29 protein-coding genes are annotated in these 25,390 nt (G+C 57.3%); 27 read left to right on the forward strand and 2 right to left on the reverse strand.

All coding sequences use genetic code 11. The features are described from left to right. The first annotated feature begins 105 nt into the window (after nucleotides 1-105). From eutS to eutR, 17 genes are all read left to right on the forward strand, one after another. Nucleotides 106-441, forward strand: a complete 336-nt coding sequence (gene eutS / locus JTI98_RS10835) for an ethanolamine utilization microcompartment protein EutS (RefSeq protein WP_042999878.1) — start codon at nucleotides 106-108, stop codon at nucleotides 439-441. 13 nt (nucleotides 442-454) lie between these two features. Next, on the forward strand, nucleotides 455-934 hold the full coding sequence (gene eutP, locus JTI98_RS10840; protein WP_044258352.1) for an ethanolamine utilization acetate kinase EutP: 480 nt from the start codon (nucleotides 455-457) through the stop codon (nucleotides 932-934). Further along, nucleotides 912-1,604 (forward strand): ethanolamine utilization acetate kinase EutQ, encoded by a 693-nt coding sequence (gene eutQ, locus JTI98_RS10845; RefSeq protein ID WP_058586936.1) that lies wholly within the window; start codon nucleotides 912-914, stop codon nucleotides 1,602-1,604. The genes eutP and eutQ overlap by 23 nt, the downstream gene beginning before the upstream one ends. After that, complete coding sequence (eutT, locus tag JTI98_RS10850; RefSeq protein WP_042999881.1) at nucleotides 1,601-2,404, forward strand: ethanolamine utilization cob(I)yrinic acid a,c-diamide adenosyltransferase EutT; 804 nt, start codon at nucleotides 1,601-1,603, stop codon at nucleotides 2,402-2,404. Before eutQ ends, eutT begins: the two co-directional genes overlap by 4 nt. After that, entirely contained in the window at nucleotides 2,401-3,417 is a 1,017-nt protein-coding gene (gene pta, locus JTI98_RS10855) for a phosphate acetyltransferase (RefSeq protein ID WP_044328173.1), read from the forward strand. Before eutT ends, pta begins: the two co-directional genes overlap by 4 nt. A gap of 36 nt (nucleotides 3,418-3,453) precedes the next feature. Further along, nucleotides 3,454-3,744 (forward strand): ethanolamine utilization microcompartment protein EutM, encoded by a 291-nt coding sequence (gene eutM / locus JTI98_RS10860; protein ID WP_000387720.1) that lies wholly within the window; start codon nucleotides 3,454-3,456, stop codon nucleotides 3,742-3,744. 77 nt (nucleotides 3,745-3,821) lie between these two features. Next, complete coding sequence (eutN, locus tag JTI98_RS10865) at nucleotides 3,822-4,109, forward strand: ethanolamine utilization microcompartment protein EutN (protein WP_042317652.1); 288 nt, start codon at nucleotides 3,822-3,824, stop codon at nucleotides 4,107-4,109. Between the two features lie 11 nt (nucleotides 4,110-4,120). Next, nucleotides 4,121-5,524 carry an aldehyde dehydrogenase family protein gene (locus tag JTI98_RS10870; RefSeq protein ID WP_216081240.1) on the forward strand — a complete coding sequence of 468 codons (1,404 nt, stop codon included), beginning with the start codon at nucleotides 4,121-4,123 and terminating at the stop codon, nucleotides 5,522-5,524. 10 nt (nucleotides 5,525-5,534) lie between these two features. Then, a complete protein-coding gene (eutJ, locus tag JTI98_RS10875; protein ID WP_042999884.1) occupies nucleotides 5,535-6,374 on the forward strand; it encodes an ethanolamine utilization protein EutJ in 840 nt (279 codons plus the stop codon). Beyond that, on the forward strand, nucleotides 6,364-7,551 hold the full coding sequence (gene eutG, locus JTI98_RS10880) for an ethanolamine utilization ethanol dehydrogenase EutG (protein ID WP_044328172.1): 1,188 nt from the start codon (nucleotides 6,364-6,366) through the stop codon (nucleotides 7,549-7,551). Before eutJ ends, eutG begins: the two co-directional genes overlap by 11 nt. A gap of 123 nt (nucleotides 7,552-7,674) precedes the next feature. Continuing rightward, the gene (eutH, locus tag JTI98_RS10885) at nucleotides 7,675-8,901 is read left to right on the forward strand and encodes an ethanolamine utilization protein EutH (RefSeq protein ID WP_042999886.1); all 1,227 of its coding nucleotides are present in this window, start codon (nucleotides 7,675-7,677) and stop codon (nucleotides 8,899-8,901) included. Further along, nucleotides 8,898-10,301, forward strand: a complete 1,404-nt coding sequence (eutA, locus tag JTI98_RS10890) for an ethanolamine ammonia-lyase reactivating factor EutA (protein WP_216081241.1) — start codon at nucleotides 8,898-8,900, stop codon at nucleotides 10,299-10,301. The genes eutH and eutA overlap by 4 nt, the downstream gene beginning before the upstream one ends. Before the next feature lie 11 nt (nucleotides 10,302-10,312). Next, entirely contained in the window at nucleotides 10,313-11,674 is a 1,362-nt protein-coding gene (gene eutB / locus JTI98_RS10895) for an ethanolamine ammonia-lyase subunit alpha (protein ID WP_042999888.1), read from the forward strand. A 20-nt stretch (nucleotides 11,675-11,694) separates the two neighbouring features. Next, nucleotides 11,695-12,588, forward strand: a complete 894-nt coding sequence (gene eutC / locus JTI98_RS10900) for an ethanolamine ammonia-lyase subunit EutC (RefSeq protein ID WP_042999889.1) — start codon at nucleotides 11,695-11,697, stop codon at nucleotides 12,586-12,588. 9 nt (nucleotides 12,589-12,597) lie between these two features. Beyond that, nucleotides 12,598-13,257: an ethanolamine utilization microcompartment protein EutL gene (gene eutL, locus JTI98_RS10905; protein WP_042999890.1), complete on the forward strand. Its 660-nt coding sequence runs from the start codon at nucleotides 12,598-12,600 to the stop codon at nucleotides 13,255-13,257. A 12-nt stretch (nucleotides 13,258-13,269) separates the two neighbouring features. Next, on the forward strand, nucleotides 13,270-13,776 hold the full coding sequence (gene eutK, locus JTI98_RS10910) for an ethanolamine utilization microcompartment protein EutK (RefSeq protein ID WP_058586935.1): 507 nt from the start codon (nucleotides 13,270-13,272) through the stop codon (nucleotides 13,774-13,776). Nucleotides 13,777-13,823: 47 nt separating this feature from the next. Beyond that, nucleotides 13,824-14,876, forward strand: a complete 1,053-nt coding sequence (eutR, locus tag JTI98_RS10915; protein ID WP_042999892.1) for an HTH-type transcriptional regulator EutR — start codon at nucleotides 13,824-13,826, stop codon at nucleotides 14,874-14,876. Between the two features lie 57 nt (nucleotides 14,877-14,933). Here eutR and hemF read toward each other — a convergent pair whose 3' ends face one another. Together hemF and amiA are read right to left on the reverse strand one after the other, a co-directional pair. Continuing rightward, nucleotides 14,934-15,833 (reverse strand): oxygen-dependent coproporphyrinogen oxidase, encoded by a 900-nt coding sequence (hemF, locus tag JTI98_RS10920; RefSeq protein ID WP_044328169.1) that lies wholly within the window; start codon nucleotides 15,831-15,833, stop codon nucleotides 14,934-14,936. Between the two features lie 2 nt (nucleotides 15,834-15,835). After that, nucleotides 15,836-16,705: an N-acetylmuramoyl-L-alanine amidase AmiA gene (amiA, locus tag JTI98_RS10925; protein ID WP_042999894.1), complete on the reverse strand. Its 870-nt coding sequence runs from the start codon at nucleotides 16,703-16,705 to the stop codon at nucleotides 15,836-15,838. Between the two features lie 211 nt (nucleotides 16,706-16,916). Here amiA and JTI98_RS10930 point away from each other — a divergent pair, with 211 nt between their 5' ends. From JTI98_RS10930 to cysM, 10 genes are all read left to right on the forward strand, one after another. Next, on the forward strand, nucleotides 16,917-17,342 hold the full coding sequence (locus JTI98_RS10930; protein ID WP_043001859.1) for a GNAT family acetyltransferase: 426 nt from the start codon (nucleotides 16,917-16,919) through the stop codon (nucleotides 17,340-17,342). Further along, the gene (locus tag JTI98_RS10935) at nucleotides 17,329-17,778 is read left to right on the forward strand and encodes a DUF2919 domain-containing protein (protein WP_216081242.1); all 450 of its coding nucleotides are present in this window, start codon (nucleotides 17,329-17,331) and stop codon (nucleotides 17,776-17,778) included. The genes JTI98_RS10930 and JTI98_RS10935 overlap by 14 nt, the downstream gene beginning before the upstream one ends. Before the next feature lie 60 nt (nucleotides 17,779-17,838). Continuing rightward, a complete protein-coding gene (locus JTI98_RS10940) occupies nucleotides 17,839-18,414 on the forward strand; it encodes an RpoE-regulated lipoprotein (protein WP_042999896.1) in 576 nt (191 codons plus the stop codon). Between the two features lie 95 nt (nucleotides 18,415-18,509). After that, on the forward strand, nucleotides 18,510-19,409 hold the full coding sequence (locus JTI98_RS10945; protein ID WP_216082242.1) for a Dyp-type peroxidase: 900 nt from the start codon (nucleotides 18,510-18,512) through the stop codon (nucleotides 19,407-19,409). 179 nt (nucleotides 19,410-19,588) lie between these two features. Next, nucleotides 19,589-20,380 (forward strand): SDR family oxidoreductase UcpA, encoded by a 792-nt coding sequence (gene ucpA, locus JTI98_RS10950; RefSeq protein WP_044327215.1) that lies wholly within the window; start codon nucleotides 19,589-19,591, stop codon nucleotides 20,378-20,380. 154 nt (nucleotides 20,381-20,534) lie between these two features. Beyond that, nucleotides 20,535-21,551: a thiosulfate/sulfate ABC transporter substrate-binding protein CysP gene (cysP, locus tag JTI98_RS10955; protein ID WP_044258375.1), complete on the forward strand. Its 1,017-nt coding sequence runs from the start codon at nucleotides 20,535-20,537 to the stop codon at nucleotides 21,549-21,551. Continuing rightward, nucleotides 21,551-22,384: a sulfate/thiosulfate ABC transporter permease CysT gene (cysT, locus tag JTI98_RS10960; RefSeq protein ID WP_042999900.1), complete on the forward strand. Its 834-nt coding sequence runs from the start codon at nucleotides 21,551-21,553 to the stop codon at nucleotides 22,382-22,384. Before cysP ends, cysT begins: the two co-directional genes overlap by 1 nt. Then, nucleotides 22,384-23,259 (forward strand): sulfate/thiosulfate ABC transporter permease CysW, encoded by an 876-nt coding sequence (gene cysW / locus JTI98_RS10965; RefSeq protein WP_044327213.1) that lies wholly within the window; start codon nucleotides 22,384-22,386, stop codon nucleotides 23,257-23,259. Before cysT ends, cysW begins: the two co-directional genes overlap by 1 nt. Beyond that, the gene (gene cysA / locus JTI98_RS10970; protein ID WP_044258378.1) at nucleotides 23,249-24,343 is read left to right on the forward strand and encodes a sulfate/thiosulfate ABC transporter ATP-binding protein CysA; all 1,095 of its coding nucleotides are present in this window, start codon (nucleotides 23,249-23,251) and stop codon (nucleotides 24,341-24,343) included. The genes cysW and cysA overlap by 11 nt, the downstream gene beginning before the upstream one ends. 109 nt (nucleotides 24,344-24,452) lie before the next feature. Continuing rightward, the gene (cysM, locus tag JTI98_RS10975) at nucleotides 24,453-25,364 is read left to right on the forward strand and encodes a cysteine synthase CysM (protein WP_216081243.1); all 912 of its coding nucleotides are present in this window, start codon (nucleotides 24,453-24,455) and stop codon (nucleotides 25,362-25,364) included. Nucleotides 25,365-25,390: the final 26 nt, after the last annotated feature.

Raw genomic sequence — 25,390 nt, forward strand, 5'->3', positions numbered from 1 at the left:
TTATTAGTGATCCACTTCACCTTTTAAATCACCTTGCCGAATTTTGTTATTTACCCTGACAAAAAATTGCCACGATAAGCCCAGTCTTAACACAGGCGGTGAGCAATGGATAAAGAACGCATCATTCAGGAATTTGTGCCGGGCAAACAGGTCACGCTGGCGCATCTCATTGCGCATCCAGGTGAAGAACTGGCGAAAAAGATCGGCGTTCCCGAAGCAGGTGCCATTGGCATTATGACCCTGACGCCGGGTGAAACCGCCATGATTGCTGGCGATCTGGCGATGAAGGCGGCTGACGTACACATCGGTTTTCTCGACAGGTTCAGCGGCGCGCTGGTGATCTACGGCTCCGTTGGCGCGGTAGAAGAGGCCTTATTGCAAACGGTCAGCGGGCTGGGTCGGTTATTACATTTCACGCTCTGCGACCTGACGAAAAGCTAATTTTGAGGTGCTCATGAAACGTATTGCGTTTGTTGGCACTGTCGGCGCGGGAAAAACAACGCTTTTTAATGCATTACAGGGAAATTATTCCCTCGCCAGAAAAACCCAGGCCGTGGAATTTAATGAAAATGGCGATATCGATACGCCGGGGGAATATTTTAGTCATCCCCGCTGGTATCACGCCTTAATTACCACGCTGCAGGATGTAGATACGTTGATTTATGTCCATGCGGCCAATGACAAAGAAAGTCGCTTACCTGCCGGGCTGTTAGATATCGGTGCCAGTAAACGACACATCGCCGTGATCAGCAAAACGGATATGCCGGATGCCGACGTAACCGCAACGCGGGAATTACTGCGCGGAATTGGGTTTCAGGAGCCGATTTTCGAGCTCAACAGCCATGACCCGCAAAGCGTGCAGCACCTGGTGGACTATCTGACTGAGCTCAGCCAAAAGGAGGAAGGGGCAGGTGAAAACACTTATCACAGCTAACGATATACGTGCGGCGCACGCACGAGGCGAACAAGAGATGTCGGTGGTGCTGCGCGCCAGCATCATCACTCCGGAAGCCCGTGAAGTCGCGGAGTTACTGGGCATCACGATTGTGGAGTGCGAGGGATCCGCGCCAACGGCAGCGTGCAGTGTGGACGAGGCCAAATCTGAAACCCAGCGCATTCGTGAAACTATCATCGCGCAACTACCAGAAGGGCAGTTTACCGAAAGCCTGGTTTCACAGCTGATGGACAAGGTGCTGAAGGAAAAACAGTCGCTGGAGCAGGGCGAGATGCAACCGGGTTTTCACTCGGTGACCGGCAAAGGCGGCATCAAAGTGATCGACGGCAGCAGCGTTAAGTTTGGCCGCTTCGATGGCGCGCAGCCACACTGCGTAGGCCTGACCGATCTCGTCACCGAGCAGGACGGCAGCAGTATGGCCGCCGGGTTCATGCAGTGGGATAACGCATTCTTCCCATGGACGCTGAACTACGACGAAATCGACATGGTGCTCGACGGTGAATTGCATGTGCGCCATGAAGGCGAAACGATGATCGCTAAAGCCGGGGACGTCATGTTCATCCCGAAAGGCTCGAGCATTGAATTTGGCACGCCGACGACCGTGCGCTTCCTGTACGTTGCGTGGCCTGCGAACTGGCAATCGGTATGAAAGATTTCATCACCGAAGCATGGCTCAGAGCGAACCATACGCTCAGCGAAGGGGCGGAAATCCATCTCCCCGCTGACGCTCGCCTGACGCCCTCTGCCCGCGAACTGTTGGAAGGCCGTCATCTGCGCATCAAGTTTCTGGATGAGCAGGGCAGTCTGTTTGTCGACGACGAGCAACAGCAGCCGCAGCCGGTGCACGGGTTAACCAGTAGCGATACGCATCCCCAGGCCTGCTGTGAACTGTGTCGCCAGCCGGTGGCGAAAAAGCCTGACACCTTGACCCACCTGACGGCGGACAAAATGGTCGCCAAAAGCGATCCGCGTCTGGGCTTTCGCGCCGCGCTGGACAGCACCATCGCGCTGGCGGTGTGGCTGCAAATCGAACTGGCGGAGCCGTGGCAGCCCTGGCTTGCGGATATTCGTTCGCGGCTGGGCAACATTATGCGCGCCGATGCGATGGATGAACCCCTGGCGGCACAGTCCATCGTTGGGCTGAACGAGGATGACCTGCATCGTCTTTCCCATCAACCGTTGCGTTATCTGGAGCACGATCATCTGGTACCTGAAGCCAGTCATGGTCGTGAGTCCGCGCTGCTGAATCTGCTACGTACCAAAATTCGCGAGACGGAAACGATCGCCGCTCAGGTCTTTATCACCCGCGGATTTGACGTCCTGCGCCCGGATATTTTGCAGGCGCTGAACCGTCTCTCCAGCGCGGTCTACGTGATGATGATTCTGTGTGTCACCAAACACCCACTCACCGTCAACCAGATCCAACAGCGACTGGGAGGTGAACAATGATCATTGAACGCGCCCGTGAACGGGCTCAGCAGGCGCCGGCCCGGGTGGTCTTCCCAGATGCGTTAGACGAACGCGTGCTGAAAGCGGCGCACTACCTGCAACAGCACGGTCTGGCGCACCCCATTCTGGTGGCCAGTCCGTTTGCACTGCGCCAGTTTGCCCTCACACATCGGGTGGCGCTGGATGGTATTCAGGTTATCGACCCGTACAGCAATCTGGCGATGCGTGAAGCGTTCGCCCAGCGCTGGCTCGCCCGGTCTGGAGAGAAAACGCCGCCGGATGCCCTTGAGAAACTCAATGACCCGCTGATGTTTGCTGCGGCGATGGTAAGCGCAGGCAAGGCGGATGTCTGTATCGCTGGCAACCTTTCATCCACAGCTAACGTGCTGCGTGCGGGCTTACGCATTATTGGCCTGCAGCCGGGATGTAAAACGCTGTCGTCCATTTTCCTGATGCTGCCGCAGTACGTCGGACCCGCGTTAGGGTTTGCCGACTGCAGCGTGGTGCCGCAGCCGACGGCGGCGCAACTGGCAGATATCGCGATCGCCAGCGCCGACACCTGGCGCGCCATCACCGGTGAAGAACCGCGTGTGGCGATGCTGTCATTCTCCAGTCAGGGTAGCGCCCGTCATCCCTGCGTGGCGAACGTGCAGCAGGCAACGGAGATTGTTCGCGAACGTGCGCCCACGCTACTGGTGGATGGCGAATTGCAGTTTGACGCCGCCTTTGTGCCGGAGGTCGCTGCGCAAAAAGCGCCCGCCAGCCCTTTGCGCGGTAACGCCAACGTGATGGTTTTTCCGTCACTGGAGGCCGGCAATATTGGTTACAAAATCGCCCAGCGTCTGGGAGGGTATCGTGCCGTCGGGCCGCTGATTCAGGGGCTTGCCGCACCGCTTCATGACCTTTCGCGAGGCTGTAGCGTACAGGAAATTATCGAACTGGCGTTGGTGGCAGCCATGCCGCGCCAGACTGACGTGAGACGCGAACGTGACTCACAAACCCTGGTTGTATAAATGGTCCCGTTCTGGACCCCATGAGAGGAAAACACAATGGAAGCTTTAGGAATGATTGAAACCCGGGGCCTGGTTGCACTGATTGAGGCCTCTGATGCGATGGTAAAAGCCGCACGCGTGAAGCTGGTTGGTGTGAAACAGATTGGCGGCGGTCTGGTGACTGCGATGGTTCGTGGCGATGTCGCGGCCTGCAAAGCAGCAACAGATGCCGGTGCCGCAGCGGCACAGCGTATCGGCGAACTGGTCTCCGTTCACGTGATTCCGCGTCCGCATGGCGATCTGGAAGAAGTCTTCCCGATCAGCTTCAAAGGCGACAGCAACATCTAAGCAGGACTGGGGGCCGGATGGCGCTGCGCTTATCCGGCCTACAGGATCGCAGCACAACGAAACCCACGGAGGCGGGTATGAAACTGGCAGTCGTCACAGGACAAATCGTTTGTACCGTACGCCATCAAGGACTGGCACACGATAAATTGCTGATGGTGGAGATGATCGATGCCCAGGGAAATCCCGACGGGCAGTGTGCCGTCGCCATTGACAGCATCGGGGCGGGAACCGGGGAGTGGGTGCTGCTGGTTAGCGGCAGTTCTGCTCGCCAGGCGCATCGCAGCGAAGCGTCCCCTGTCGATCTGTGCGTGATTGGTATCGTCGATGAAGTGGTGGCTGGCGGTCAGGTGATATTCCACAAATAGGACTGAACATCATGAATCAACAGGATATTGAACAGGTGGTGAAAGCGGTACTGCTGAAAATGAAAGACAGCAGTCAACCCGCGACCGCCGTTCATGAAATGGGCGTCTTTGCCTCCCTGGATGATGCGGTGGCGGCAGCAAAAGTCGCTCAGCAGGGGCTGAAGAGCGTGGCGATGCGCCAGCTTGCCATTCACGCCATCCGTGAAGCGGGCGAAAAGCATGCCAAAGAATTAGCGGAACTTGCCGTCGCAGAGACCGGCATGGGACGCGTCGACGATAAATTTGCCAAAAACGTGGCACAGGCTCGCGGGACGCCGGGCGTGGAGTGCTTATCGCCGCAGGTACTCACCGGCGATAACGGCCTGACGCTGATCGAAAATGCGTCGTGGGGCGTCGTCGCCTCAGTGACGCCATCTACTAACCCGGCGGCGACAGTGATTAATAACGCCATCAGCCTGATTGCCGCGGGTAACAGCGTCGTGTTCGCTCCCCATCCGGCGGCGAAAGGCGTTTCACAACGCGCTATCACACTGCTTAACCAGGCGGTGGTGGCGGCAGGTGGCCCGGAAAACCTGCTGGTGACCGTGGCGAACCCGGATATTGAAACCGCACAGCGGTTGTTTAAGTACCCAGGCATTGGTCTGCTGGTCGTCACCGGCGGCGAAGCGGTGGTCGACGCTGCCCGCAAACACACCAATAAACGTCTGATTGCCGCCGGTGCCGGTAATCCGCCGGTGGTCGTCGATGAGACGGCGGATCTGGCGCGGGCTGCACAATCCATCGTCAAAGGCGCTTCTTTCGATAACAACATCATTTGCGCGGATGAAAAGGTACTGATTGTCGTCGATAGCGTGGCGGATGAGCTGATGCGCCTGATGGAAGGCCAGCAGGCAGTGAAACTGAGCGCCGCACAGGCCGAACAGCTCCAGCCGGTGCTGCTGAAAAATATCGATGAACGCGGCAAAGGCACTGTCAGTCGTGACTGGGTTGGACGCGACGCGGCAAAAATCGCCGCCGCCATTGGCCTGCAAGTTCCGCCGCAAACCCGTCTGCTGTTTGTTGAAACGTCAGCCACGCATCCTTTTGCCGTCACGGAACTGATGATGCCGGTTCTGCCGGTGGTACGGGTGGCAAATGTCGACGAGGCGATTGCGCTGGCGGTGCAACTGGAAGGCGGCTGCCACCATACCGCTGCGATGCACTCACGCAACATCGACAACATGAACCGGATGGCGAACGCCATTGATACCAGCATCTTTGTCAAGAATGGACCGTGCATTGCCGGGCTGGGGCTGGGTGGTGAAGGCTGGACCACCATGACCATCACCACGCCAACCGGAGAAGGGGTGACCAGCGCGCGTACGTTTGTGCGTCTGCGTCGCTGTGTATTGGTGGATGCGTTTCGAATTGTATAAGGGATGAATGATGGCGCACGACGAAGAAAATTGGCTCACGCCAAGACTGCAAAAAGCCGCTGACCTGTGTAATCAGGCACCTGCGACGAGCGATTCCGCGCTGTGGCTGGGTGTTGATCTCGGCACCTGCGACGTGGTGTCGATGGTTGTCGACGGTGACGGACAGCCGGTCGCGGTGTGTCTTGACTGGGCTGACGTCGTGCGCGACGGCATCGTCTGGGATTTCTTCGGTGCGGTCACAATTGTGCGCCGCCATCTCGATACGCTCGAACAACAGCTCGGTAGCCGGTTTACCCACGCAGCGACGTCGTTCCCGCCGGGCACCGACCCGCGCATTTCCATCAACGTGCTGGAATCTGCCGGGCTGGAGGTCAGCCATGTGCTGGATGAACCAACCGCGGTCGCCGATCTGCTGCAACTGGATAACGCCGGTGTCGTGGATATCGGTGGCGGCACGACCGGGATCGCCATCGTCAAACAGGGCAAAGTGACGTACTCGGCGGATGAAGCGACGGGCGGCCACCACATTTCGCTGACGCTGGCCGGAAACCGGCGCATCGAACTGGAAGAGGCCGAGCAGGTCAAGCGCAGCAACGCGCAGGAGATTTGGCCGGTGGTGAAACCGGTCTACGAGAAAATGGCGGAGATCGTTGCTCGTCATATCGAAGGACAAGAAATAGCCGATTTATGGCTGGCGGGCGGCTCTTGTATGCAACCGGGTGTAGAGGCGTTGTTTCGCCAGCGCTTTCCTGAACTCCAGGTACATCTGCCCCGGCATAGCCTGTTTATGACACCGCTGGCGATCGCCAACAGCGGGAGAGAGAAAGCGGAGGGAATCTATGCAAGCTGAATTGCAGACGGCGCTCTTTCAGGCATTCGATACCCTGAATCTGCAACGCATGAAAACGTTCAGCGTACCGCCGGTCACGCTGTGCGGGCTCGGGGCGCTCAGTTCCTGCGGACAGGAAGCGCAATCGCGAGGCTTAAGCCATCTGTTCGTGATGGTCGACAGTTTCCTGCATCAGGCGGGGATGACCGCGTCGTTAGAGCGCAGTCTGGCGATGAAAGGCGTGGCGATGACGGTCTGGCCGTGTCCGATGGGTGAGCCGTGCATCACCGACGTCTGCGCAGCGGTCGCCCAATTGCGCGAGTCAAAATGCGACGGCGTTGTTGCCTTTGGCGGCGGTTCGGTGCTGGATGCGGCAAAAGCAGTCGCCCTGCTGGTGACGAATCCACATCAGACGCTGGCCCAGATGACGGAATACAGCAGCTTACGCCCGCGACTGCCGTTGATTGCTGTCCCCACCACCGCCGGAACCGGATCGGAAACCACGAACGTAACGGTGATTATCGACGCGGCGACAGGACGCAAGCAGGTGCTGGCACATGCGACGCTGATGCCGGACGTGGCAATCCTTGATGCCGCGCTGACTGAAGGCGTACCGCCTCATGTGACGGCAATGACCGGGATTGATGCGCTGACGCACGCGGTTGAGGCATACAGCGCGCTGAATGCCTCGCCGTTTACCGACAGCCTGGCGATTGGCGCAATTGCAATGATTGGCAAATCGCTGCCGAAAGCGGTGGGCTACGGTCACGACCTCGCCGCACGGGAGAGCATGCTGCTGGCCTCCTGCATGGCAGGAATGGCGTTTTCCAGCGCCGGGCTGGGGCTGTGTCATGCGATGGCGCATCAGCCTGGCGCCACATTGCACATTCCGCACGGCCAGGCGAACGCCATGCTGCTGCCAACGGTGATGGGCTTTAACCGTATGGTGTGTCGCGAACGCTTTAGCCATATCGGACGCGCCTTGACCAATAAGAAAGCAGACGATCGCGACGCTATCGCCGCCGTCAGCGAACTGATTGCGGAGGTGGGCCTGAACAAACGGCTCGCTGATGTCGGCGCAAAACCAGAACACTACAGCGTCTGGGCGCAAGCCGCGCTGGAGGATATTTGTATACGCAGCAACCCACGCACCGCCACGCAGAGCGACATTATTGAGTTGTACGCGGCGGCACAATAAAAGCATACCAGGACGTAGGCCAGATAAGGCGTTCGCGCCGCCACCCGGCAAAACGCGACATCATTGCCTGATGACGCTGCGCTTATCCGGTCTACGAAAACCCTGGCAAATGGAGATAAGGGTATGGGAATTAACGAAATCATCATGTACATCATGATGTTCTTTATGCTGATTGCCGCCGTGGACAGGATCCTGTCGCAGTTCGGCGGGTCGGCGCGTTTCCTCGGGAAGTTCGGCAAAAGTATTGAGGGATCCGGCGGTCAGTTCGAAGAAGGGTTTATGGCGATGGGCGCTCTGGGACTGGCGATGGTCGGTATGACCGCGCTGGCGCCGGTGTTAGCCAAACTGCTCGGGCCGGTGATTATTCCGCTGTATGAAATGCTTGGCGCGAACCCATCCATGTTCGCCGGAACGCTGCTGGCGTGCGATATGGGCGGCTTCTTCCTTGCCAAAGAGCTGGCGGGTGGCGACGTCGCGGCGTGGCTCTACTCGGGGTTGATTCTGGGGGCAATGATGGGGCCCACCATCGTGTTCTCTATCCCCGTTGCGCTGGGCATTATTGAGCCGTCTGACCGCCGTTATCTGGCGCTTGGCGTGCTGGCAGGCATTGTCACGATCCCTATCGGCTGTATTGCCGGTGGTCTGGTCGCGATGTATTCGGGCGTTGAGATCAACGGACAACCGGTCGAGTTCACCTTCGCGCTGATCCTGATGAACATGATCCCGGTGATTATCGTCGCCGTGCTGGTGGCGCTGGGGTTGAAATTCATCCCGGAAAAAATGATCAACGGCTTCCAGATCTTCGCCAAATTCCTCGTTGCGCTGATCACCATTGGTCTCGCCGCGGCAGTCATCAAGTTCCTGCTGGGCTGGGAGCTGATCCCCGGTCTCGACCCCATCTTTATGGCACCTGGCGACACCCCCGGTGAAGTGATGCGTGCCATTGAAGTGATCGGTTCTATCTCCTGCGTACTGCTCGGGGCGTATCCGATGGTGCTGTTACTGACCCGTTGGTTTGAGAAACCGCTGATGCGCGTCGGAAGCCTGTTGAAAATCAACAATATGGCAGCTGGCGGCATGGTGGCGACACTGGCGAATAACATCCCGATGTTCGGCATGATGAAGCAGATGGATACCCGCGGCAAAGTGATCAACTGCGCCTTCGCCGTCTCCGCAGCCTTCGCGCTGGGTGACCACTTAGGCTTCGCGGCGGCCAACATGAACGCCATGATCTTCCCGATGATTGTCGGCAAATTGATTGGCGGTGTTACGGCGATTGGCGTGGCCATGATGCTGGTGCCAAAAGATGAAAACGTTCCGGCAGAAACGGAAGTGGAGGCGCAATCGTGAACACGCGCCAGCTACTGAGCGTCGGTATCGATATCGGCACCACGACCACGCAGGTGATCTTCTCGCGCCTGGAACTGGTTAACCGTGCGGCAGTGTCGCAGGTGCCCCGTTACGAATTCATCAAACGCGACATTAGCTGGCAAAGCCCGGTCTTCTTTACCCCCGTCGATAAGCAGGGCGGGTTACGGGAGGACGACCTTAAAGCGCTGATCCTCGCGCAGTATCAGGCGGCGGGGATCGCGCCGGAATCGGTTGATTCAGGAGCCATCATCATCACCGGCGAGAGCGCGAAAACCCGCAACGCGCGCCCGGCGGTGATGACGCTCTCCCAGTCGCTCGGTGACTTTGTGGTTGCCAGTGCCGGACCGCATCTGGAATCGGTGATTGCCGGTCACGGCGCCGGGGCGCAAACCCTGTCTGAACAGCGGATGTGCCGGGTGCTGAACATCGACATCGGCGGCGGCACTTCGAACTACGCGCTGTTTGATGCCGGAAAGGTGAGCGGCACCGCCTGTCTGAACGTCGGCGGGCGTCTGCTGGAGACCGACGGTCAAGGGCGCGTCGTACATGCCCATCAACCCGGTCAGAAGATTGTCGATGAGGTATTCGGGGTGGGTACCGATGCCCGTTCACTGACCGTCGCGCAGTTAGGGCTGGTGGCGCAGCGGATGGCGAGTCTGATCGTAGAAGTGATCGACGGCGCGTTGTCGCCGCTGGCGCAAACGCTGATGCAAACCGGGTTACTGCCAGCGGACGCGAAGCCGGAGGTCATCACCCTGTCCGGCGGCGTGGGAGAGTGCTATCGCAATCTGCCTGCCGATCCGTTCTGCTTTTCTGATATTGGGCCGCTGCTGGCGACGGCGCTGCATGAGCATCCGCGTCTGCGTGCGATGAACGTGCAGTTTCCGGCGCAGACCGTGCGCGCCACGGTGATTGGCGCAGGGGCGCACACGCTGTCGCTCTCGGGCAGCACCATCTGGCTGGAAGGGGTTCAGTTGCCGCTGCGCAATCTGCCGGTGGCGATCCCGATGGATGACGCCGATCTGGTTGGCGCGTGGCAACAGGCGCTGATGCAGCTCGATCTGGATCCACAGACTGACGCATACGTACTGGCGCTTCCCGCCTCGCTACCGGTGCGTTACGCCGCATTACTTACGGTCATCGACGCGCTACTGGCCTTCATCGCGCGTTACCCGAATCCGCATCCCCTGCTGGTGGTGGCCGAGCAGGACTTTGGTAAAGCGCTGGGCATGCTGTTGCGCCCACAGTTACAGCAACTCCCGCTGGCGGTCATTGACGAAGTGATTGTCCGGGCGGGCGACTATATCGACATTGGTACGCCTTTGTTTGGCGGATCGGTTGTGCCGGTGACGGTGAAATCACTCGCAATTCCTTCCTGAGGGAACGACTTATGAAACTAAAGACCACATTGTTCGGCAATGTTTATCAGTTTAAGGATGTAAAAGAGGTGCTGGCAAAAGCCAACGAACTGCGTTCGGGGGATGTGCTGGCCGGCGTCGCGGCGCAAAGCTCGCAGGAGCGTGTCGCGGCGAAACAGGTGTTGTCGGAAATGACGGTGGCGGATATTCGCAATAACCCGGTGATTTCCTATGAAGAGGACTGCGTCACACGCCTGATTCAGGACGATGTCAACGAAACGGCCTACAACCGCATTAAGAACTGGAGCATCAGCGAGCTGCGTGAGCATGTGCTGAGCGATGACACCTCGGTTGATGATATTGCCTTTACGCGTAAAGGACTGACCTCGGAAGTGGTGGCGGCAGTGGCGAAGATCTGCTCTAACGCCGATCTGATCTACGGCGGCAAGAAAATGCCGGTGATCAAAAAGGCCAACACCACGATCGGTATTCCGGGCACCTTCAGCTGTCGTCTGCAGCCGAACGATACCCGTGATGATGTGCAGAGTATTGCCGCGCAAATCTACGAAGGGCTCTCTTTTGGTGCCGGCGATGCGGTGATTGGCGTCAACCCGGTGACCGACGATGTGGAGAACTTAAGCCGCGTACTGGACACGGTTTATGGGGTGATCGACAAGTTCAACATCCCGACCCAGGGCTGTGTGCTGGCGCACGTTACCACGCAGATTGAAGCGATCCGTCGCGGTGCGCCGGGCGGACTGATCTTCCAGAGTATCTGCGGCAGTGAAAAGGGCTTAAAAGAGTTCGGCGTAGAGCTGGCAATGCTGGACGAAGCGCGTGCGGTAGGGGCGGAGTTTAACCGGATCGCCGGAGAAAACTGCCTGTATTTCGAAACCGGACAGGGCTCGGCGCTTTCCGCCGGGGCGAACTTCGGGGCGGACCAGGTAACGATGGAAGCACGTAACTACGGCCTGGCGCGTCATTACGATCCATTCCTGGTGAACACCGTGGTGGGCTTTATCGGGCCGGAGTATCTCTACAACGACCGCCAGATTATTCGTGCCGGTCTGGAAGATCACTTTATGGGCAAGCTGAGCGGCATCTCGATGGGCTGTGACTGCTGCTACACCAACCATGCCGATGCCGATCAGAACCTCAACGAAAACCTGATGATTCTGCTCGCCACCGCGGGCTGTAACTACATCATGGGTATGCCGCTTGGCGACGACATCATGCTCAACTACCAGACCACCGCCTTCCACGATACGGCGACCGTACGCCAGTTGCTGAATCTGCGTCCGTCGCCGGAGTTTGAACGCTGGCTGGAAACGATGGGCATTATGGCAAACGGTCGCCTGACCAAACGGGCGGGCGATCCGTCACTGTTCTTCTGATGACGCGGGGATGACAAACAATGGATCAAAAACAGATTGAAGAAATTGTACGCAGCGTAATGGCGTCAATGGGACAGACACAGCCGCAGACCGCCGCCCCGTCGCAGTCCTGCGACAAACCGCAGTGTGCGGCACCGTCGACTACAGAGAGCTGCGCGCTGGATCTGGGCTCCGCTGAAGCAAAAGCCTGGATTGGCGTGGAGAACCCGCATCGCGCAGAGGTGCTGACCGAACTGCGGCGCAGTACCGCAGCGCGCGTTTGCACCGGGCGTGCCGGTCCGCGTCCACGCACTCAGGCGCTGCTGCGTTTTCTCGCCGACCACTCACGCTCAAAAGACACCGTCCTGAAAGAGGTGCCGGAAGAGTGGGTGAAAGCGCAGGGACTGCTGGAAGTGCGTTCGGAAATCAGCGACAAAAATCTCTACCTGACGCGCCCGGATATGGGCCGCCGTTTGAGTCAGGAAGCCATAGAGGCGCTGAAATCGCAGTGCGTCGCAAATCCGGATGTTCAGGTGGTGGTGTCTGACGGCCTGTCTACCGATGCGATCACCGCGAACTATGAAGAGATCCTGCCACCGCTGCTGTCCGGTCTGAAGCAGGCCGGGCTGAAGGTCGGGACACCGTTCTTTGTCCGCTATGGTCGCGTGAAGATTGAAGACCAGATCGGCGAGATCCTCGGAGCGAAAGTGGTGATTCTGCTGGTCGGTGAACGTCCAGGACTGGGGCAGTCGGAGAGTCTCTCCTGCTACGCGGTCTATTCACCGCGCGTGGCGACGACGGTGGAGGCCGACCGTACCTGTATTTCCAACATCCACCAGGGCGGTACGCCGCCGGTAGAAGCCGCTGCTGTCATCGTGGATTTGGCCAAACGCATGCTGGAGCAGAAAGCGTCCGGCATCAACATGACCCGTTAAGGAGGCATCATGCCAGCATTAGATTTGATTCGACCGTCGGTCAGCGCGATGCGCGTGATAGCTTCCGTGAACGACGGGTTTGCACGCGAACTTAAATTACCGTCGCATATACGTAGCCTCGGTCTCATCACGGCAGATTCTGATGACGTGACGTATATTGCCGCAGACGAAGCGACAAAACAGGCGATGGTTGAAGTGGTGTATGGCCGTTCGCTGTACGCCGGGGCGGCCCATGGGCCGTCGCCGACAGCCGGTGAAGTGTTGATTATGTTGGGGGGACCAAACCCGGCGGAAGTGCGCGCCGGGCTGGATGCGATGGTGGCGCATATCGAAGGCGGCGCGGCGTTCCAGTGGGCGAACGATGCGGAAAACACCGCGTTCCTGGCGCATGTGGTGTCGCGTACCGGCTCTTATCTGTCGTCAACGGCAGGGATCGCGCTGGGCGATCCGCTGGCTTATCTGGTGGCACCGCCGCTGGAAGCAACCTATGGCATTGATGCGGCGATGAAATCCGCCGATGTTCAACTGGTGACCTACGTGCCGCCTCCGTCAGAAACTAACTACTCGGCGGCGTTTTTGACCGGTAGCCAGGCTGCCTGTAAAGCTGCCTGTAATGCCTTTGCCGATGCGGTTCTGGACATCGCCCGTAATCCTGTTCAGCGCGCGTAACGGAGGTCATCAATGATCAATGCACTGGGGTTACTGGAAGTGGAGGGCATGGTTGCCGCCGTGGACGCGTCGGATGCCATGCTGAAGGCGGCTAATGTCAACCTGCTGAGTCATGAAGTGCTTGACCCGGGCAAAGTGACGCTGGTGGTGGAAGGCGATCTGGCGGCGTGTCGTGCGGCGCTGGATGCCGGAAGCGCCGCAGCACAGCGGACAGGCCGCGTCATCAGCCGCAAAGAAATTGGTCGGCCAGAAGACGACACCCAGTGGCTGATCGGCGGATTTAAGCGCGCGTCGAAATCCCCTGAGCAGAAGACAGCGCCGAAGCCTGAAGCACCTGTACGGTCTGAATACGCCGACGCGCTGCTGGCGCAGCTCGCTACAGCGCGTCAGGGAATGACGGCAGGAGAGGTCGCCGCGCACTTTGGCTGGCCGCTTGAAGAGGCCAGAAACGCACTGGAACAGCTCTTCACTGACGGGGCGTTGCGTAAACGCAGTAGTCGCTATCGCTTAAAAAATTAACCTGTCGGAGGGCCGGGCGTCTTACCAGGCGTCCGGCATAAAAGATCATGAAAAAGACCCGTTCAGCCAGTTTGCACCATCTTTATCATGAAGCGTTACCCGAAGACGTTAAACTCACGCCAAAGGTGGAAGTGGACAACGTTCACCAGCGGCGGACCACGGATGTTTATGAGCACGCCCTGACCATCACTGCCTGGCAGCAGATTTATGATCAACTGCATCCGGGGAAGTTTCATGGTGAATTCACGGAAATCTTGCTCGATGACATTCAGGTTTTTCGCGAATACACCGGACTGGCGCTGCGTCAGTCATGCCTGGTGTGGCCGAATTCGTTCTGGTTTGGCATTCCGGCCACGCGGGGCGAGCAGGGATTTATTGGCGCACAGTGTCTCGGCAGCGCCGAGATTGCGACCCGCCCGGGCGGTACGGAGTTCGAGCTGAGCACGCCGGATGATTACACGATTCTCGGGGTGGTAATTTCAGAGGATGTGATTTCCCGTCAGGCACAGTTTTTACATAATCCGGAAAGGGTGCTGCATATGCTGCGCAACCAGTCGGCGCTGGAGGTCAAAGAGCAGCACAAGGCGGCGCTGTGGGGCTTTGTCCAGCAGGCGCTGGCGACTTTTAGCGAGAACCCGGAGAATCTTCATCAACCCGCAGTGCGTAAGGTGCTGGGGGATAATCTGTTGTTGGCGATGGGCATGATGCTGGAGGACGCGCATCCTATCAACTCGGCGGAGAGTATCAGCCACCAGGGCTACCGCAAACTGCTCTCCCGGGCGCGTGAGTATGTGCTGGAAAATATGTCGGAGCCGCTGACGGTACTCGACCTCTGCAACCAGCTTCACGTCAGCCGTCGTACGTTGCAGAATGCATTTCACGCCATTTTGGGGATTGGACCGAATGCGTGGCTGAAAAGGATCCGCCTGAATGCGGTGCGACGGGAATTAATCAGCCCGTGGTCGCAGAGTACCACGGTCAAGGATGCGGCAATGCAGTGGGGGTTCTGGCATTTAGGGCAGTTCGCCACCGACTACCAGCAATTGTTTGCCGAGAAGCCGTCGCTGACGTTGCACCAGCGTATGCGCCAGTGGATGTGATGAACGCAGGCTGCAATGGATTGTAGGCCTGGTAAGGCGTAAGCCGCCATCAGGCAATTACACCCACTCACGCACCTGAATAAAATCGCTGAGAGCGGCCTCCGGGCTGCCAGCGTCCGGCTGCCAGTCGTATTCCCAACGCACCAGCGGCGGCATCGACATCAGGATGGATTCCGTGCGCCCGCCGGTCTGAAGCCCAAACAGGGTGCCACGATCCCACACCAGATTAAACTCCACGTAACGACCGCGACGATAGAGCTGGAAGTTACGCTCACGTTCACCCCAGCTCATTGCCTTGCGGCGCTCAACGATCGGCAGATACGCCTCGGTATAGCCTTCGCCGACGGCCTGCATGAAGGCGAAACAGTGGTCAAAATCCGGCGTGTTCAGATCGTCAAAAAACAGCCCGCCGATGCCACGCTGCTCGTTGCGATGTTTGAGGAAGAAATAGTCATCGCACCACTTTTTGTAACGTGGATAGACATCGTCGCCAAACGGCTGACACAGATCGCGCGCGGTGCGATGCCAGTGAATGGCGTCTTCTTCAAAGCCGTAGTAGGGCGTTAAGTCAAAACCGCCGCCAAACCACCAGACCGGATCGGCATCCGGCTTTTCGGCAATAAAAAAACGCACGTTGGCATGGCTGGTGGGAATATAAGGGTTAAGCGGGTGCACGACCAGCGACACGCCCATCGCTTCAAAACTGCGTCCTGCCAGTTCCGGGCGATGGGCCGTGGCCGATGCTGGCATGGCGTCACCGTGTACGTGAGAAAAATTGACGCCAGCCTGTTCGAAGATGCCGCCGTTACGCAGCACCCGACTCCTTCCGCCGCCGCCCGCGTCACGCTGCCAGCTATCTTCGACAAACTCCGCACCGTCAATGGCGGTGAGCTGCTGGCAAATGGCATCCTGCAAGTTCAGCAGGAACTGTTTTACGCGTAGAGCATCGGGTTTCATGATTACCGTTTCTTCGAATGGGCTTTCTGATTATCAAACCAATGGAAATAGCTGATCACACCATTAGCGATGGCGGTGGCGATCTTCTGACGAAATGCCGTGGTGCCCAGCAGTCGCTCCTCTTCCGGATTGGTGATGAATGAGGTTTCAACCAGTACCGACGGGATTGACGGTGATTTTAGCACCACAAACGCCGCCTGTTCCGTATTCCGGCTGTGCAGTTTATGTACCGGTTTGATCTTCCTGAGAATATGTGACCCCAGCGTCAGGCTGTTTTTGATGGTATCCGTCTGTACCAGGTCAAAGAGCACCTGTTGCAACAGGTGATCCTTGTCGGTCGTTTTCTTACCGGCGACTTCGTCGGCGCGGTTTTCGCGGTCGGAAAGGTATTTCGCCATGGCGCTACTGGCCCCGCGATTGGAGAGGGCAAACACCGACGCGCCCGCCGCACTGGGATTGGTAAAGCCGTCCGCGTGGATTGACATAAACAGATCCGCGCCGTGCTTGTGGGCGATTTCGACGCGGTCGTACAGGGGAATAAAGGTATCGCCCGAACGCGTCAGGCGGCAGTCGATCCCCTGACTGCGTAAAATGGAACGCACATTTTTCGCTATCGCCAGCACAACATGCTTTTCTTTGGAGCCGTTGCGGCCAATGGCGCCGGTGTCGATACCGCCGTGGCCAGGGTCCAGCACGACAATGCGCTTGCCACCTGATTTTTTCGTGGCAGGCTGACTGTGACCATTGCTGGTTTTCAGTGGGGCTTCTTTGGCTGTGGCGTTCGCCATCCCTGTTAATGTCAGTGCCGCCAGTCCGGCTTTCAGCACCTGGCGGCGCGATGTGAGAGTTTTTAGCGGTTTAAAAGTGCTCATACGGCCTGAGTTGTAAAAAAAAGAGTCCTGATGTTATATCGTATCGCGTAATCCGTTACGACGCTTGATGTTGAGAATTGTTTTACTTTTCATTTCAATACGTGACAATCCGCTATTATGCCATTTTTTCCGCCGTTTCGCGTCAGATATTGGCTAAATGGGGCGTTCGCGCCATAATCGGAGTTTTAACCTTGAAAAGGGCCTCAATACCATGGAGATACGCGTTTTTCGGCAGGAAGATTTCGAAGAGGTGATCACCCTCTGGGAGCGCTGCGATTTGTTGCGTCCGTGGAATGACCCGGAAATGGATATCGAGCGGAAGGTGAACCATGACGTTAGCCTGTTTCTCGTTGCGGAAGTAAACGGGGAAGTGGTGGGGACGGTGATGGGCGGCTACGACGGTCATCGCGGATCGGCCTATTATCTTGGCGTGCACCCGGAATTTCGCGGTCGCGGCATCGCCAATGCGCTGCTTAACCGGCTTGAGAAAAAACTCATTGCGCGCGGTTGCCCGAAGATTCAGATCATGGTGCGTGAAGATAACGACGTGGTGTTGGGGATGTATGAGCGACTCGGCTATGAGCATGCCGACGTGCTGTGTCTCGGAAAACGCCTGATCGAAGATGAAGAATATTGAGTTTCATCCTGCAGATTACGATGGCCACGGCCATTTGCGTCTGCCCTTTTTGTTCTGGCTTGTGCTGCTGCTTCATGCGCGGACCTGGGTGCTGTTTGTGATTGCCGGTGCTTCGCGCGAACAGGGCACGGCGCTGTTGAATCTGTTCTATCCCGATCACGACAACTTTTGGCTGGGGCTGCTACCCGGCATTCCTGCCGTGCTCGCATTTTTACTGAGCGGGCGACGTTACACTTTTCCGCGTTTATGGCAGGCATTGCGACTGCTATTGATTGTTGCGCAGGTGGTGCTGCTCTGTTGGCAGCCCGTTCTCTGGTTCAATGGCGATCCTGTCAATGGCGCGGGTCTGGCGCTGGTGGTGGCGGATATCGTGGCACTTTTGTGGCTATTGACCAACCGACGGATGCGCGCCTGTTTTACTCTGGAGAAAGAATAACGGAACTTTTTGGTGAAGCCGGACTCCAGGTAACGTTGATCATTAATGAAAGGAAGTGAGATGAAATCGCTGCGTGTAGTGTTATGTGCTATGCCGCTGGTGCTGACCGGCTGTTCGACGCTGTCGTCGGTAAACTGGTCTGCCGCCAATCCGTGGAACTGGTTTGGTTCATCGACAGAAGTAACCGAACAGGGCGTTGGCGCACTCACGGCATCGACGCCGCTAAATGAACAGGCCATTGCCGATGCGCTGGACGGCGACTATCGCCTGCGCAGTGGCATGAAGACCGAGAATGGCAATGTGGTGCGCTTTTTCGAAGCCATGAACGGCGACAAGGTGGCGATGGTCATTCACGGCGAGCAGGGAAACATCAGCCGCATTGATGTCCTGGATAGCGGGATTCCTTCCGACGCGGGCGTTGAAATTGGCACACCGTTTAGCGACCTCTACAGCAAAGCGTTCGGCAATTGTCAGCCTGCCAGCCACGCTGAGCAGAGCGCAGTAGAATGTAAAGCCGAAGGCAGTCAACACATCAGCTATCTCTTTACCGGTGAATGGAAGGGGCCTGAAGGGTTAATGCCGCCGGACGATACGCTGAAAGCGTGGAAAGTGAGCAAAATTATCTGGCGTCGTTAATTTGCGTCTGAACAAACCCTCGAACGTAAAAAAAGGGTAAAATAACGCCCATCAATGCCACGATTGCGTGGCATTCTCATTTTTCAGGAGGAATGATGTCTCAGGTTCAGAGTGGCATTTTGCCAGAGCATTGCCGTGTGGCGATTTGGATTGAAGCGAATGTAAAAGGCGACGTTGATGCCCTGCGTGGTGCCAGCAAAGCGTTCGCCGATAAACTGGCGACCTTCCAGGCGACATTCCCGGACGCCCATCTGGGTGCGGTCGTGGCCTTCGGCAACAACACCTGGCGCGCCCTGAGCGGCGGAGTGGGGGCTGAAGAGCTGAAAGACTTTATCCCTTACGGTAAAGGCCTGGCCCCGGCGACCCAGTACGATGTGCTGATCCACATTCTTTCTCTGCGTCACGATGTGAATTTCTCTGTCGCTCAGGCGGCGATGGAAGCCTTCGGCGATTGCATTGAGGTCCAGGAAGAGATCCACGGTTTCCGTTGGGTGGAAGAGCGTGATCTCAGCGGCTTTGTCGACGGTACGGAAAACCCGGCAGGGGAAGAGACGCGCCGCGAAGTGGCGGTCATCAAAGACGGCGTGGATGCGGGTGGCAGCTACGTCTTTGTTCAGCGCTGGGAACACAATCTGAAGCAGCTCAACCGCATGAGTATTCACGATCAGGAGATGATGATCGGGCGTACCAAAGAAGCCAACGAAGAGATCGATGGCGACGATCGCCCGGTAACGTCGCACCTGAGCCGTGTGGATCTGAAAGAAGACGGCAAAGGGCTGAAAATTGTTCGCCAGAGCCTGCCATACGGTACCGCCAGCGGCACTCATGGTCTCTATTTCTGCGCCTACTGTGCGCGTCTGCATAACATTGAACAGCAACTGCTGAGCATGTTTGGCGACACCGACGGCAAACGTGACGCCATGCTGCGCTTCACCAAACCGGTGACCGGCGGGTATTACTTTGCGCCGTCGCTGGACCGTTTGCTGGCACTGTAATTTTCCGCTTACGCACGTCGCTACGATCAGCATAAAAATAGTGTCCCCGCCCCGGCGGGGATGATTTTTATCTAAGATTTACCTTAATTAGTGAGCTGTTCCTCAGCACGTATCCTTTTTTCCTGTATTTTCAATGTTAATGGAGTGTGAGACTTCATATTCACAAGGAGAGCATTGAAATGGGTAAACTCACGGGCAAAACAGCATTGATTACAGGCGCATCACAGGGCATTGGCGAAGGCATCGCCAAAGTGTTTGCCCGACATGGGGCGAACTTAATCTTGCTGGATATCTCCGATGAGATTGAAAAGCTGGCGGATGAACTCGGTGGCCGCGGGCATCGCTGTACGGCTGTGATTGCGGATGTGACCGATCCCGCCTCCGTGGCGGCGGCGTTGAAGAAAGCGAAAGAGGTGGAAGGCCGCATCGACATTCTGGTCAACAATGCAGGCGTCTGCCGTCTGGGCAGCTTCCTCGACATGAGCGACGAAGATCGCGACTTCCACATTGATGTGAATATCAAAGGCGTCTGGAACGTGACCAAAGCGGTCCTGCCGGAGATGATTAAGCGTAAAGACGGACGCATCGTGATGATGTCCTCGGTCACTGGCGATATGGTCGCCGATCCGGGCGAAACGGCCTATGCGTTGTCGAAGGCCGCGATTGTCGGGCTGACCAAATCGCTGGCGGTGGAGTACGCCCAGTCGGGGATTCGCGTGAATGCGATTTGCCCGGGCTACGTGCGTACCCCGATGGCGGAAAGCATTGCGCAGCAGTCTAACCCGGACGATCCGGAAGCAGTGCTGACCGAAATGGCGAAGGCGATCCCGCTGCGTCGACTGGCCTGCCCGCTGGAAGTGGGTGAACTGGCCGCCTTCCTGGCGTCGGATGAGTCCAGCTATCTCACGGGCACGCAAAACGTGATTGACGGCGGCAGCACGTTGCCGGAGACCGTCAGCGTCGGAATCTGACGACCGCACAACCCCTTCTGACCATCAGGAGGGGTTTCTCTTATTCCCTTTTCAACTTTCAAATCAGTAAACGGTATATAAAACCGTTACTCCTTTCACACTCGTTATAAATATTATGGCTATTAGAAAGTCATCAAATTTATAAGGGTGCGCAATGGCCGTTAACTTACTGAAAAAAAGATATCTGACGCTTGTGGCGTCGTTGTTACTGGTCGGTCAGGCGCAGGCGACGGAGCTGTTGAACAGCTCGTACGACGTCTCCCGCGAACTGTTTGCCGCCCTCAACCCGCCGTTTGAACAGCAGTGGGCGAAAGATAACGGCGGCGATAAGCTGACGATTAAACAGTCGCACGCGGGCTCCTCAAAGCAGGCGCTGGCAATTTTACAGGGACTGAAAGCCGACGTCGTGACCTACAATCAGGTGACCGATGTGCAGATCCTGCATGACAAAGGCAAGCTGATTCCGGCTGACTGGCAAAGCCGTTTGCCGAACAACAGCTCACCGTTTTACTCCACGATGGGATTCCTGGTACGTAAAGGCAACCCGAAGAACATTCGCGACTGGAACGACCTTGTCCGTTCTGATGTGAAGCTGATCTTCCCGAACCCGAAAACCTCCGGTAACGCCCGTTACACCTATCTGGCTGCCTGGGGCGCCGCCGATAACGCGGACGGCGGCGATAAAGCCAAAACTGAACAGTTCATGACCCAGTTCCTGAAAAACGTCGAAGTGTTTGATACCGGCGGTCGCGGCGCGACCACGACGTTTGCTGAGCGCGGACTGGGCGATGTGCTGATTAGCTTTGAGTCCGAAGTGAACAACATTCGCAAACAGTATGAAGCGCAGGGTTTTGAAGTGGTTATCCCGAAAACCAATATTCTGGCTGAGTTCCCGGTTGCCTGGGTGGATAAAAATGTGCAGGCCAATGGCACCGAGAAAGCGGCGAAAGCCTATCTGAACTGGCTGTACAGCCCGCAGGCGCAAACCATCATCACGGACTACTACTACCGCGTGAACAACCCGGAGGTGATGGACAAGCTGAAAGATAAATTCCCACAGACCGAACTGTTCCGCGTGGAAGAGAAATTTGGCTCCTGGCCTGAGGTGATGAAAACCCATTTCACCAGCGGTGGCGAACTGGACAAACTGCTGGCGGCGGGGCGTAAGTAATGTTTGCAGTCTCCTCCCGACGCGTACTGCCTGGCTTTACTTTAAGCCTGGGCACCAGCCTGCTGTTCGTTTGCCTGATTTTGCTGCTGCCGCTCAGTGCGTTAGTGATGCAACTGGCACAGATGAGCTGGGCGCAATACTGGGATGTGATTACCAATCCGCAGGTGGTTGCTGCCTATAAAGTGACGCTACTGTCGGCGTTTGTGGCGTCGATTTTTAACGGTGTGTTTGGCCTGCTGATGGCGTGGATCTTAACCCGTTACCGTTTTCCGGGCCGGACGTTGCTGGATGCGCTGATGGATCTGCCGTTTGCGTTGCCGACGGCAGTTGCCGGTCTGACGCTGGCTTCGCTGTTTTCCGTTAACGGTTTCTACGGCGAATGGCTGGCAAAATTTGATATCAAGGTGACATACACCTGGCTTGGCATTGCGGTGGCGATGGCGTTCACCAGTATTCCGTTCGTGGTGCGTACCGTGCAACCGGTACTCGAAGAGTTAGGCCCGGAATATGAAGAAGCGGCGGAAACCCTGGGCGCCACGCGGCTGCAAAGCTTTCGCAAGGTGGTCCTGCCGGAACTGTCACCTGCGCTGGTGGCCGGTGTCGCGCTGTCGTTTACCCGCAGCCTTGGCGAGTTCGGCGCAGTGATTTTCATCGCGGGCAACATCGCCTGGAAAACGGAAGTCACCTCGCTGATGATTTTTATTCGTTTGCAGGAGTTTGATTACCCTGCCGCCAGCGCGGTTGCCTCGGTGATCCTTGCGGCATCGTTATTGCTGCTGTTTTCAATTAACACCCTGCAAAGTCGCTTTGGCCGACGTGTGGTAGGTCACTAATGGCGGAAGTTACTCAATTGAAGCGTTATGACGCCCCCCGCATCAACTGGGGAAAATGGTTTCTGATTGGCACCGGCATGCTGGTGTCGGTGTTCATCCTGTTGGTGCCGATGATCACCATTTTCGTCCAGGCGTTCAGCAAAGGGGTGTTGCCCGTGCTACAGAATCTGGCCGATCCGGATATGCTGCATGCCATCTGGCTGACGGTGTTGATCGCCCTGATTGCGGTGCCGGTGAACCTGGTGTTTGGCGTTCTGCTGGCCTGGCTGGTGACCCGTTTTAACTTTCCGGGCCGCCAGTTGCTGCTGACGCTGCTGGATATTCCTTTTGCCGTCTCGCCGGTGGTGGCGGGGCTGGTGTATCTGCTGTTTTACGGTTCCAACGGCCCGTTGGGCGGCTGGCTGGACGAGCATAATCTGCAAATTATGTTCTCCTGGCCGGGGATGGTGCTGGTGACCATCTTCGTCACCTGTCCGTTTGTGGTACGTGAACTGGTGCCGGTGATGCTCAGTCAGGGCAGTCAGGAAGATGAGGCGGCGATTTTGCTGGGCGCATCCGGCTGGCAGATGTTCCGTCGCGTGACGCTGCCGAACATTCGCTGGGCGCTGCTGTATGGCGTGGTGCTGACTAACGCCCGTGCGATTGGCGAGTTTGGCGCGGTGTCGGTGGTTTCCGGCTCAATTCGCGGAGAAACCCTGTCGCTGCCGTTACAGATTGAATTACTGGAGCAGGACTACAACAGCGTCGGCTCTTTTACCGCTGCGGCGCTATTGACGCTGATGGCGATTATTACCCTGTTTTTGAAGAGCATGTTGCAATGGCGCCTGGAGAATCAGGAAAAACGCGCGCAACAGGAGGAAAATCATGAGCATTGAGATTGCCAATATTAAGAAGTCTTTTGGTCGCACCCAGGTGCTGAACGATATCTCACTGGATATTCCTTCAGGTCAGATGGTTGCCTTGCTGGGGCCGTCCGGTTCCGGTAAAACCACACTGCTGCGCATTATTGCCGGGCTGGAACACCAGTCCAGCGGACATATTCGCTTCCATGGTACCGACGTCAGCCGCCTGCATGCGCGCGATCGTAAGGTGGGATTTGTCTTTCAGCACTACGCGCTGTTCCGCCATATGACGGTGTTCGACAACATCGCCTTTGGCCTGAGCGTCCTGCCGCGTCGTGAGCGTCCCAATGCGGCGGCGATTAAAGCCAAAGTGACGACACTGCTGGAGATGGTGCAACTGGCACACCTGGCGGATCGCTTCCCGGCGCAGCTTTCAGGTGGGCAAAAACAACGTGTCGCGCTGGCCCGCGCGTTAGCGGTTGAACCACAAATTCTGCTGCTGGATGAGCCGTTTGGTGCCCTTGATGCGCAGGTGCGTAAAGAGCTGCGCCGATGGCTGCGTCAACTGCATGAAGAGCTGAAATTCACCAGCGTCTTTGTCACGCACGATCAGGAAGAGGCCACTGAAGTGGCGGACCGCGTGGTGGTAATGAGCCAGGGGAATATTGAACAGGCCGATGCGCCGGATCAGGTCTGGCGTGAACCGGCGACCCGCTTTGTACTGGAATTTATGGGTGAAGTGAACCGCCTGCAAGGCACCATTCGTGGTGGGCAGTTCCACGTTGGCGCACACCGCTGGCCGCTGGGCTATACGCCTGCGTATCAGGGGCCGGTCGATCTGTTCCTGCGTCCATGGGAAGTCGATATCAGCCGCCGTACCAGTCTGGATTCGCCGTTGCCTGTTCAGGTTATTGAAGCCAGCCCGAAAGGTCATTACACCCAATTGGTCGTGCAGCCGCTCGGGTGGTATCACGACCCGTTGACCGTGGTCATGCAAGGGGACGATGCTCCGGTACGCGGCGAGCGTCTGTTTGTAGGCCTGCAAAATGCACGCTTGTATAACGGCAATCAGCGTATTGAACGTCATGATGATGTTGTTTTCGCAGAAATAGCGTAATCTCAGAGCGTTTTTTATGTAGGCCGGATAAGGCAGTTATGCTGCCTCCGGCAATACACATTTGCCTGATGGCGCTGGGTTTATCAGGTCTGGGTTGTGGACTGAAATTGTGAACACATTAGAACAAACTATTGGCAACACGCCGCTGGTGAAGCTGCAGCGGTTGACGCCGGATAATGGCACTGAAATTTGGGTCAAACTGGAAGGCAATAACCCGGCGGGGTCGGTGAAAGATCGTGCCGCGTTATCGATGATTGTTGAAGCGGAAAAACGCGGGGAGATTACGCCTGGTGATGTGTTAATTGAGGCCACCAGCGGGAACACTGGCATTGCGCTGGCGATGATTGCGGCACTAAAAGGCTATCGTATGAAGCTACTGATGCCGGACAACATGAGCCAGGAACGCCGCGCCGCGATGCGCGCCTACGGTGCCGAGCTGATTCTGGTGACCAAAGAGCAGGGGATGGAAGGGGCGCGCGATTTAGCGCTGGAGATGGCTCAGCGCGGCGAAGGCAAGCTGCTGGACCAGTTCAATAACCCTGATAACCCATACGCGCATTACACCACCACGGGGCCGGAAATCTGGCGGCAAACGTCCGGACGTCTCACCCATTTTGTTTCCAGCATGGGGACGACTGGTACTATCACCGGGGTTTCTCGCTTTCTGCGCGAGCAGGCCCGTACGGTCACTATTGTGGGTCTGCAACCGGAAGAGGGCAGCAGCATTCCGGGGATTCGCCGCTGGCCAGCGGAATACATGCCGGGCATTTTTAATGCTCAGCTTGTCGATCAGGTCGTCGATATTCACCAGCGAGACGCGGAGAACACTATGCGTGAACTGGCGGTACGTGAAGGGATCTTCTGTGGCGTCAGCTCTGGCGGCGCGGTCGCCGGTGCGATACGGATTGCGAAAGCCAATCCGGGCGCGGTGGTAGTGGCGATTATTTGCGATCGCGGCGATCGTTATCTCTCTACCGGCGTGTTTGGCGAAGAGCACTTCAGCCAGGGCGCGGGGATTTAACCCTATTGCCCGGCGATGACCGGGCA

The sequence above is a fragment of the Citrobacter sp. MGH 55 genome (assembly GCF_016906145.1).
In the GTDB taxonomy this organism is placed as follows: domain Bacteria; phylum Pseudomonadota; class Gammaproteobacteria; order Enterobacterales; family Enterobacteriaceae; genus Citrobacter_A; species Citrobacter_A amalonaticus.